Consider the following 9,947-nt stretch of genomic DNA (forward strand, 5'->3'; position numbering starts at 1 on the left):
CTTCAACGAAACGCTTCATCCGGCCCTCCGCTGATCAACATCAGCTTAGCAGATCAACGCGTTTCCACACAGGCTGGACCCGAAGCGGCCCTTGGCAAAGCCTCTGAAGATAGCCGCTGAACCACGCTTCCAATAGGCAGGAGTGGCCAAGTCCTTGACCTGCCTAGTTCCGGCGCATAATCCGCCAGAGGTCGTGTATAAGGGGCCCTTTCTAGGCTCTAGGGGCCTGACTGCTCCTTCAGATAGATGCGCATGACGATATCTTGATCGTAGTTGCCGAAGCCGCGCCCGAAAATATTGATCCCTCCGGGATGGCGGGCTGTCTCGTCAATTCCGATCCTCAACCGAATTCCGTGGTGCTTGTCGAGTTCGAGCTTGTCGAGTGTTACGTCCGATATCTGTACATCGTTGACCGATGTTCCACTCCGCGAGATCTGCCAAGTGACGAGCTTGCCATATTGTGAGCCCTCGAGCTTCCACCATTGCGGCGTGTAGAGACCGCGCTTATCCCCGAAGTCACTCGGCGAGATCCAGCTTCCGACTTTCACATTGTTGACCCAGAGGCTGATGTCGGAAGGCCAATCGAGGCTCGTACCGGGAACCTCGGACGAAAGCTCCATGACAAATTCGAGCCTATCGATCTTGGCTCCCAGCACTTTGCCGTTGTTCGGGAACTTATACTCAACAAACCCGCGCCTGAACCAGATCAACGATGCATTCATGCGGCGAGGATCGAGAAAGAAATCCGGAACATCGAGGACGCCCAGAACACTCTCCGTTGAACAGAGTCCGCAAGGGGCGCTTACATCGCAGCTCGTGTAGAGCCCGATAGGCATGGACACTTCGACGTGGTCCTTGCTCTTGAGCGGATCCTGATCGTCGAATCGGATGATGATTTCGTCGTAGCGAACCGAGCAGACTTTCTGCTGTCCCTTTGAGGCTTTGACGATTTCTGTCTCAATCAGCCCGGAGCGCTCCAGCATTTGGATATGAGTCGCAATCGTCGACTGCGGCAAATCCAGCGCATCGCTGATCTCGTTCACGTTCAGCGGTCCTTGTTCTCGCAGGAGTTTGAGGATTCTGACCCGGGCAGGCGAGGCAATCCCTCGCAGCGTCTCGGAGCTTTCCTCTGCCACAAGCGTCAGGAATTTTCTTTTGAATTTAGTCATTTAGTCGCTCAACACGGGTGCCCCTGCCATGGGAAGCCTACCGAACTTGTGGCGATATGTATCGGAAGTTTCGATATATATCAATGATACTGTTGACCGATCCGGAAAATCGAGGACTAATTAAGAAAAAAGATAAGAAACTAAATTTGGAGGAACGCCAATGCGAATTCTGCGCTTGCTTACCGTTGCGGCAGGTCTGGCTCTGGCTGCGACCACCGCGATATCCCAAACGGCTGTCCCGGGCGTGCCCAGGAATGAGACGATCATTCTCGAAAATCCGGAAGGGACGATCAAAAATCCTGGATGGTTCAATATATGGACCATCAATGCCGGCGGCCAATATACCGGTCTGCATCAGCTGGCCCTTGACACACTCTGGTACATCGATCCAGAGCGCGGACTCGACGGAGTTTGGGAAAACTCACTGGCGGCGGAAAAGCCGATCTACAACGCCGATTTCACCGAAATGACAGTGAAGTTGCGTCCAGGAATCTACTGGAGCGATGGTGTCGAATTTACAGCCGATGATCTCATCTACACCGTGGAGACCCAAATCAAAAATCCAGGTATGCGCTGGAGCGCCCTGCTGGCGCTGAACGTCGAAAGCGTCTCATCGCCCGAGCCTTGGGTCGTTCGGTTCAAGTTGAAGAGGCCCAATTCACGCTTTCACTCGCTTTTTACGGTGCGGTTCAACGCAATCTGGATGATGCCAAAGCATATCTTCGAGAAAGCTGCCGAGCCCCAGAAGTTCGACTTTAACCCGCCGGTTTCTCTCGGCGCCTACAAGCTCCATAGCCATGACCCTGACGGGAAGTGGTACATCTGGCAGAAGCGCGACGACTGGCAGCGCACGACGCTTGGGCGCTATGGTGAGCCGGGCCCTAAGTATGCGGCCTATATCGATCCGGGCCCGCCTGATAAGCGCGTGATCGCGCAGCTCAACCACAACCTGGACGTAGTACATGACATCGCGCCCGAGGGCATGTTCACACTGTCCAAGCAGTCCCCGAGCCTGAAGACTTGGTTCAAGAACTTCCCATTCGCGCATCCCGACCCAACCTTACCGTCGGTGATTTTCAACATGCAGAATCCAGCCTTCCAGAACCGCGATGTGCGGTGGGCGCTGGCTCTGCTGATCGACATCAAGGCCGTCTCCATGGCGGCCTATCGTGGTGCCGCGACGCTGTCCCCAATTGGTATCCCACCGACGGGAACTCATCCGGACGATTACCACATTCCACTTCAGGATTGGCTTGCGTCCTATGAGATCGACACTGGCAAAAGCAAGATCAAGCCGTACGATCCGAATATCGGCAATCAGATCGCGGATATGCTGCGCCCTACAATGAAGGAGCAGATCCCGACTGACCCGAAGGAGATCAAGAAGGCGTTCGGCTACGGGTGGTGGAAGCCCAACCCGCAGGCGGCCACGGAGCTTCTCGAGCGGGCCGGCTATAGGAAGCAGGGCAACAGCTGGTACACGCCCGACGGCAAGCCGTTCTCGATCAAGCTTATGGTCGAAGGTGACTCACGTCCGATCCTGACCCGCGCCGGAACCATGATCGTCCAGCAATGGCGCCAGTTCGGCATCGATGCGAAGACGGAGGTCGCCCAGGGCACCACGATGCTCGACCGACGCATCGCCGGCGACTTCGAGACGCTGATTTCCTGGAGCGTCGAGACCTACGGCGGCCATCCTGACCTGTCGTTTTTCCTCGACAGCTGGCACTCGCAGTTCGTCGCAGCCCCAGGCAAGACGCAATCGCCTCGCAACTGGCAGCGTTGGAGCAATCCAGATCTCGACAAGATCATCGAGGAGGTGCGACGGATTTCCTTCGACGACAAGCGGACTGTTGAGCTCGGCCGCGAGTACGCCAAGCTCATCGTTCGCGAAATGCCGATCATCCCGCTGATGGCCTACAATGTGTTCACGGCCATGGATGAGACTTATTGGACAGGGTACCCGACTGCGGAGAATCCCTACGCCAATCCCGTCCCGAACTGGGGCAACTCCCGCTCGATGATGGTGAAGCTGAAGCCCAAGCAGCAGTAGCGCGCAGACATCTCCTTACTCCTCGCAGACAAGGAGCGGTCCATGAGGGCTTACCTGGCCTATCTGTCCAAGCGGCTCGTGCAGTTCGCGGTCGTCGTCTTCGTCGGGATCAACATCACCTACTTGGTGACGCACATGACCCCAATCAATCCGGTCGAACAGTCGATCTCGGCCGCGACGTCCTACGGGGCGACCAGTCCGGAAGCCATCGAGATGATGCGGCAGTCGCTACGTCAGCTCTATGGTCTCGAGGGCTCGCCTTGGGAACAGTACGTCACGTTCTGGAAACGGGTAATGGTCGGCGACTTTGGCCCCTCCTTGTCGGCCTTTCCAACTCCGGTCTCGCAGCTCATCCTGCGAGCCCTTCCCTGGACCGTCGGACTCCTGCTCGTCTCGACGCTCCTGACCTGGATTCTCGGCAATTTGCTTGGCGGCCTCGCGGGCTACTATCGCAACAGCCGCATCCTCAAGGCATTCGGCGTTCTTAGCATGGGGCTCCACCCCATCCCGTATTACGTAGTCGCTTTCGTTCTTCTCATCATCTTCGGTTTCCTCTGGCCGGTTCTGCCGATCAGCGGCGGCGCCACGATGGCCTCGGACCGCTCCAACACGTTTGCCTTCGCGATTGACGTGGCGGTGCACTCGATCCTGCCGGTTCTGTCTCTCATGGCCGTCGGCATCGGCGGATGGTTCATGGGGATGCGCTCGCTCGTGTCCAACATCGTGACCGAGGACTACGTAGTCTATGCGGAGCTCGCTGGCGTGAAGCGCAGCAAGATCATGCGGTCCTATGTGATGCGCAACGCCCTCGGTCCTCAATTCACAGGTCTCGCCTTGCAGTTGGGCGCCATCTTCAATGGCGCAATCATCACCGAGCAGGTCTTTGGGTACCCGGGCGTCGGATCCCTGCTGATCAGCGCGGTCCACGCCGGCGACTATAGTCTGGTTCTTGGCATCACCACGATCTCGATTGTGGCGGTCTCTGCCACTGTTTTGCTGATCGATCTCCTTTATCCCCTGATCGATCCGCGCGTGGAGGCACGGTGATGAATACCCTCAGGATTCTTCGTGACCTCTTCCGCTACAATGGCGAGTTCGCCATCGGGCTGATCCTCGTCCTTATCGTGCTGACCGTCGCCGCCTGCTCCTTCTTCTCACCCTATCCGCCGATGGATGTGTACGTCGTGCCTCCCGATGTGCCGCCGTCCTGGGAATATCCGCTGGGCACAACGTCGCGAGGGCAGGACGTGTTCTGGCAGCTCACCTTCGCGATCCGTAATACCCTTTTGTTCGGTATTGTGGTGGCGGTCATCAGCCGTATCATATCCCTCTTGGTCGGGCTGATCTCGGGCTACAAGGGCGGCTGGGCGGACCGGGTCCTGATGTCGATCAACGATACCTTCGTCGTCATCCCGCTCTTTCCCATCCTGGTGCTGTTCTACTTCATCATGCGGGACCAGATGACCTGGGCGATGCTCGCAATCATCACGGCGCTGCTCGGATGGGCCTACGATGCACGGCTGATCCGCTCCATCGCCATGAGCCTGCGGACCCGCGAATTCACCCGCCAAGCCGTGTTCTCGGGCATGAGCACCGGCAAGATCGTCCTTCAGGAGCACCTGCCGTTCGTCCTGCCGATCGTGTTTTCGACGACGATGAACAATATCAACTGGTCGATCGGGATCGAGGTGACGCTGTCGGTTCTGGGATTCACCGACATTAATACTCCCACCATCGGTGGGATGATCTACTGGGCGAACCAGCATACCGCACTGGTTTCGGGCATCTGGTGGTGGGTTACGTTCCCGATCCTGCTCGTCATCATCCTTTTCATTGGGCTGTTCTTACTCGCAATTTCGATGAACGAGTACATTGACCCGCGCAGCCGCCTCAGTCGTCTTGGAGGACAGGCATGATTACCGAGCTCCGTCCCATGCCCAGATCCCTTGAGGTGAAGGCGACTGAGGCTGCCCCGTTGCTCATGGTGGATCGGCTGAAGGCCTACTATAAGACGAATCTATTCGGCATCGACCGTGAGGTGAGGGCGGTTGACGACGTCAGCCTTAAGATCAACCGCAATGAGATCTACGGTCTCGCAGGCGAGTCGAGTTCCGGAAAGAGCTCCCTCATCAAGACCATTGCGGGCGCCATCCGTCCTCCGCTCAGAGTTGTCGAGGGTACGGTAAGGTTCAACTTCAAGGACAGGGAGCGGGACATCTATAAGCTGACGCCGCAGGAGCTGTCGGCGATCCGCTGGAGCCATCTGTCCTATATCATGCAAGGCTCCATGAGCGTGCTGAACCCAGTTCGGCGGATCAAGCACGCCTTCGCGGACTTCGCGTTGCCGCACGTGACCGTAAAGGGGGCCGACTTTACACGCCTCGTGGAGCGGCACCTAAAGCGAGTCCATCTGGACCCAGCGGTTCTCCAGGCCTACCCGCACGAGCTGTCCGGTGGTATGCGGCAGAGGGTGACCATCGCTCTGGCAACGGTCTGCAGTCCCGAGTTCATCATCGCGGACGAGCCGACCACAGCGCTGGACGTAATCGTCCAGAAGGGCGTGCTCTCCATGCTGCAGGAGATTCAGCGGGAGCTCGGGTCCTCGATCCTGTTCGTGACCCACGACATGGCGGTTCATGCCAACCTGACCGATCGTCTCGGCATCATGTATGCCGGCCGGCTGGTGGAGGAGGGCAGGACGCGGGACGTGTTCAGGAAGCCACTCCATCCTTACACCGCGCATCTGATTTCTAGCCTGCCGCGCATCGGCGACGAGGCGCCAAAAAAGGGCCTCGAAGGCTCACCTCCGAGTCTCGCTGATCCTCCGCCAGGGTGCCGGTTTCATCCCCGCTGTCCTCTCGCCATTGACATCTGCCGCCGCGAGGCTCCGCCCATGGTGGAGATCCTGCCCGGGCACCGAGCGGCTTGCCACGTTGCTCAAGCCGATCCCGCTAAGGTCCCGACGTTCGCATAAGGAGGCAAGCGCATGAGTCCGAACCTTCTTGACGTGGAAAACGTCAACAAGATCTTCACGAGGGGCGGTCTCGTTTCGCGGAGGGTCAACCACGCCGTGAACGATGTCAGCTTCTCTCTCGCGGCAGACAAGCCTGAAGTGTTCACTATCATCGGTGAGTCCGGCAGCGGAAAAACCACGTTGGCAGGCATGATCCTGAACAGCGTGGCCCCGACGAGCGGGCGTATCCTGTTTCGGGGAAAAGACCTGCGCGAGGTCCGCAGCCGCCGAGACCGGCTTGAGTTCATGAGCCATGTGCAGGCGATCTTCCAGAACCCGTTTGATGCGTTCAATCCCTTGAAGCGCGTGGACCGCTATCTTTTCAGCGCGGCTCAGCGCTTCACGGAATCCCGCACGTCCGAGCAGGCGGCGGAGCGGGCTGACGAGGCACTGCGCAAGGTTGGCCTGTCGCTTGCCGAAGTTCGGGGGCGCTATCCGCATGAAATGTCGGGTGGCCAACTCCAGCGTGTGGCGATCGCGCGCGCTCTCGTCTCCAATCCGTCCCTGATTGTCGCGGACGAGCCAGTTTCGATGATCGATGCATCGCTGCGCATGACGGTGATTAACCTGTTTAAGAAGCTCCGCGACGAACTCGGGGTCTCGATCATCTACATCACGCATGATCTCGCGACCGCCTATTACATCAGCGACCGTCTGATCATCATGCAGAAAGGCAGGGTGGTCGAAGGCGGCGAGGCCCGCACGGTGTTGGCGGCCCCGCAACATCCCTACTCCATCAAGCTTCGCCAGGCGGTTCTGTCGGTCGATGAGGCTTGGCGAGACGATTCCTCCACGAGCGACATGCCTGCGATGGCAACCTAATCCACCCCTCATTTCCACCGACAGCTCGAATAATGAGCCTGCCAGCCTCACTGATCGGAGCCTTCCAATGAAAGAAGCCAAAGTCACCATTGACCGCGATTTCTCAATCGCGGAAACGGATCCACGTCTGTTCGGGGCATTTGTCGAGCACTTGGGGCGATGCGTCTACGGCGGCATCTACGAGCCGGGCCATCCAACCGCCGACGAGCGTGGATTCCGACGTGACGTGCTTGAGCTCGTCCGCGAGCTGGCGCCCACCATCATCCGTTATCCGGGCGGAAACTTCGTGTCCGGATATAACTGGGAGGATGGCGTCGGCCCCGTGGAAAGCCGTCCACGTCGGCTTGACCTAGCCTGGATGTCTACTGAGCCGAATACGTTCGGCACCAACGAGTTCATGGACTGGTGCCGAGTGGCCGGTGTGGAACCAATGATGGCTGTCAACCTCGGCACGCGGGGGCCCGATGATGCCCGACGCCTCCTAGAATATTGCAACTTTCCGGGAGGGACGGAGCTGTCCGATTTGCGCCGCGCTCATGGATGGGAGAAGCCGCATAACGTGAGGTTCTGGTGCCTGGGCAACGAGATGGACGGCCCATGGCAGATGGAGACCAAGACTGCATGGGAATACGGGCGGATCGCCGCAGAGGCTGCCAAGCTCATGAAGTGGATCGATCCGACCATCGAACTCGCTGCCTGCGGCTCGTCCTCGCGCAACATGCCGACCTTCGGCACCTGGGAAGACACCGTGCTCGATCACTCGTTCGACCATGTCGAGTACATCTCATTGCATACCTACCTGAACAACTATGCGGATGACACTCCGGCATTCCTCGCAAGCCCGGACTTGATGGACAGCTTCATTGACGAGGTCGTTGCCATTGCAGATGCGGTCGCCGCCCGTCGTCGCTCGCCGAAGCGCATCATGCTGAGTTTCGACGAGTGGAACGTATGGTACCGCACCCGGCGCAAGAATGAGGGTAGGATTAAGCTCGGCTGGCCGGTCGCGCCGCCGATCCTTGAGGAAATCTACAACATGCAGGATGCGCTAGCGTTCGGGGGCGCCTGCATCTCCCTGCTGAACCATGCGGACCGGGTCAAATCGGCCTGCCTTGCGCAGCTGGTGAACGCCATCGCGCCGATCATGACCGAGACGGGTGGGCCTGCCTGGCGTCAGACAATCTTCTATCCGTTCAAGGACATGAGCAATCTCGGTCGCGGAACCGTACTGCAGACGAAGGTGAACTCGCCGACCTACGAGGCCAATTATTATGATCCCCGCGGTACCTCTGAGCTGCGGTTCCCGCTTTCGGCCGTGCCCTATCTGAAGTTGTCGGTGATTCACAACCATGACGAGGATTGCGTCACCATCTTCGCGCTCAACCGCAGTCTTGACGAGAGCCTGTCGATGGATGTGCTCGTGCGCGGTTTTGAGGGGCTCACGGTCAAGGAGGCTCACCAACTGCGCAACGATGATCTCATGGCCATCAACACGAAGGATGCACCGGATACGATCAAGCCCGCTCCTCTGGACGGTGTCGAGATCTGGGGAGAGCAGGTGCGGGCCAAGCTCGCGCCGGCCTCGTGGAACGTCATCCGGCTGGGGGTTCAGAAGCAGTAAGAGCCTGAACTAGGCTGCCGCAGAATGCCGCCTGAGAAATTCAGCTTGCAATCTAGCTGCCAGGAAGGGTTTTACCCTTCCTGGCGCTTTGCTTTTTTCGAGTACATGGCATGACCGAAGGGGAAGGTCTGTTGTTGGCAGATTGCGTTGAAAAAGTCGGCGCTCAAATTGTCTGAGGCGGTGGCGAAGCTTTGTTTGCGGAAGTGAGGAGCGCGCTGAGCCGGTCCCCTGGCCCTTCCTCAGCCTGCTTGGGTCATCTGAGGCTCTGATGGGGTGATCAGCTTGGCGAGCTTTCGCAGGTTCTGGGCCGTAGCCGCCAACAGGAACTCATCCTGAGCGCCGCACGGACCTCGCAGCCGCAGACGTCCCATCTTGAGGATCCGCTTGAGGTGTGCAAACAGCATCTCGATGCGCTTGTGCCCCTGCCGCGACTGCTCGAAGGCTGGCGTGCCGGCCAGCGCTCGGGCGACCTCCCGGGCGTGCTCGTGGATGCTGCGCGGGATCTTGCGCGCCGGCGTGTTGGGACAGCACTGCTTCTTGAGGTGGCAGGGACCGCAGTCGAACGTGCTGCCCCGGTAGATGCGCGTCGTGCCCTCGTTCACAACCGTGCCGCTGGTCATCAGGATCTTGCCGTCAGGACAAGTGTAGGTGTCCGCATCCGGGTCGTAGCTGAAGTCTGCCCGTGAGAAGGTGCCGTCCTGGGGCATCGTCAATTTAACCGAAGGGTGACCCGGATCGGGCTATCCGTGAGGGATGGACCCCACCCGTCATCCTCGTTACGCCCGCCACCGCTTTCCGGCTGAAGTGATCAGCCACGCCATTTGGCTGTACTTCCGGTTTCCCCTGAGCCTCCGCATGGTCGAGGAGATGCTGGCGGCCAGAGGTATCGAGGTGAGCTACGAGACTGTCTGCCAGTGGGCCCTGAAGTTCGGTCAGAGCTTTGCCAACCAGATCCGCCGCCGTCTTCCGACAGCCGGCGACAAATGGCACTTGGATGAGGTCGCGATCAATATCGCTGGCCAGAAGCATTGGCTCTGGCGCGCCGTCGATCAGCATGGGACCGTGCTCGACATTCTGGTTCAGAGCCGGCGCAATGCCAAAGCAGCCAAGCGTCTGCTGCGGAAGCTGCTCAAGAAGCAAGGTATCACTCCACGCGTGATAATCACGGACAAGCTGGCCAGCTATGCCGCTGCGAAAAATCTATGGACCGGCCGTGCGTTGCAAGAGGGCTGCTTTAGATTGGATGAGAGACGGTTTGCATCAATCTAT

At 58.7% G+C, this 9,947-nt stretch carries 9 protein-coding genes; 7 read left to right on the forward strand and 2 right to left on the reverse strand.

Features of this window, described 5'->3' with window-relative positions:
- Positions 1-218: 218 nt before the first annotated feature.
- Positions 219-1,169: a transcriptional regulator gene (locus tag DC522_RS30925; protein ID WP_116532316.1), complete on the reverse strand. Its 951-nt coding sequence runs from the start codon at positions 1,167-1,169 to the stop codon at positions 219-221.
- Positions 1,170-1,329: 160 nt separating this feature from the next.
- On the opposite strand from DC522_RS30925, the gene DC522_RS30930 reads away from it, so the two are divergent.
- From DC522_RS30930 to DC522_RS30955, 6 genes are all read left to right on the forward strand, one after another.
- Positions 1,330-3,222, forward strand: coding sequence for an ABC transporter substrate-binding protein (locus tag DC522_RS30930; protein ID WP_116532317.1), 1,893 nt, complete (start codon positions 1,330-1,332; stop codon positions 3,220-3,222).
- A 42-nt stretch (positions 3,223-3,264) separates the two neighbouring features.
- Positions 3,265-4,269: an ABC transporter permease gene (locus DC522_RS30935; protein WP_116532318.1), complete on the forward strand. Its 1,005-nt coding sequence runs from the start codon at positions 3,265-3,267 to the stop codon at positions 4,267-4,269.
- Positions 4,269-5,138, forward strand: coding sequence for an ABC transporter permease (locus DC522_RS30940; protein ID WP_116532319.1), 870 nt, complete (start codon positions 4,269-4,271; stop codon positions 5,136-5,138). The genes DC522_RS30935 and DC522_RS30940 overlap by 1 nt, the downstream gene beginning before the upstream one ends.
- 17 nt (positions 5,139-5,155) lie before the next feature.
- Entirely contained in the window at positions 5,156-6,196 is a 1,041-nt protein-coding gene (locus DC522_RS30945) for an ABC transporter ATP-binding protein (RefSeq protein WP_165820394.1), read from the forward strand.
- 12 nt (positions 6,197-6,208) lie between these two features.
- On the forward strand, positions 6,209-7,057 hold the full coding sequence (locus tag DC522_RS30950) for an ABC transporter ATP-binding protein (RefSeq protein WP_116532321.1): 849 nt from the start codon (positions 6,209-6,211) through the stop codon (positions 7,055-7,057).
- 67 nt (positions 7,058-7,124) lie between these two features.
- A complete protein-coding gene (locus DC522_RS30955) occupies positions 7,125-8,678 on the forward strand; it encodes an alpha-N-arabinofuranosidase (protein ID WP_116532322.1) in 1,554 nt (517 codons plus the stop codon).
- Positions 8,679-8,917: 239 nt separating this feature from the next.
- On the opposite strand, the gene DC522_RS30960 is transcribed toward DC522_RS30955, so the two are convergent.
- Positions 8,918-9,385 (reverse strand): transposase, encoded by a 468-nt coding sequence (locus tag DC522_RS30960; protein WP_116532323.1) that lies wholly within the window; start codon positions 9,383-9,385, stop codon positions 8,918-8,920.
- 46 nt (positions 9,386-9,431) lie between these two features.
- On the opposite strand from DC522_RS30960, the gene DC522_RS30965 reads away from it, so the two are divergent.
- Positions 9,432-9,947: IS6 family transposase (locus tag DC522_RS30965; RefSeq protein WP_245444707.1), on the forward strand; the 516-nt coding region annotated here is incomplete at its 3' end.

The sequence above is a fragment of the Microvirga sp. KLBC 81 genome (assembly GCF_003075415.1).
Lineage (GTDB): Bacteria > Pseudomonadota > Alphaproteobacteria > Rhizobiales > Beijerinckiaceae > Microvirga.

What these genes read in the sequence shown, in the direction of transcription:
- DC522_RS30960 (WP_116532323.1), bottom strand. Translation starts at nt 9,385, where the DNA reads ATGCCCCAGGACGGCACCTTCTCACGGGCAGACTTCAGCTACGACCCG.
- DC522_RS30940 (WP_116532319.1), top strand. Translation starts at nt 4,269, where the DNA reads ATGAATACCCTCAGGATTCTTCGTGACCTCTTCCGCTACAATGGCGAG.
- DC522_RS30955 (WP_116532322.1), top strand. Translation starts at nt 7,125, where the DNA reads ATGAAAGAAGCCAAAGTCACCATTGACCGCGATTTCTCAATCGCGGAA.
- DC522_RS30930 (WP_116532317.1), top strand. Translation starts at nt 1,330, where the DNA reads ATGCGAATTCTGCGCTTGCTTACCGTTGCGGCAGGTCTGGCTCTGGCT.
- DC522_RS30945 (WP_165820394.1), top strand. Translation starts at nt 5,156, where the DNA reads ATGCCCAGATCCCTTGAGGTGAAGGCGACTGAGGCTGCCCCGTTGCTC.
- DC522_RS30925 (WP_116532316.1), bottom strand. Translation starts at nt 1,169, where the DNA reads ATGACTAAATTCAAAAGAAAATTCCTGACGCTTGTGGCAGAGGAAAGC.
- DC522_RS30950 (WP_116532321.1), top strand. Translation starts at nt 6,209, where the DNA reads ATGAGTCCGAACCTTCTTGACGTGGAAAACGTCAACAAGATCTTCACG.
- DC522_RS30935 (WP_116532318.1), top strand. Translation starts at nt 3,265, where the DNA reads ATGAGGGCTTACCTGGCCTATCTGTCCAAGCGGCTCGTGCAGTTCGCG.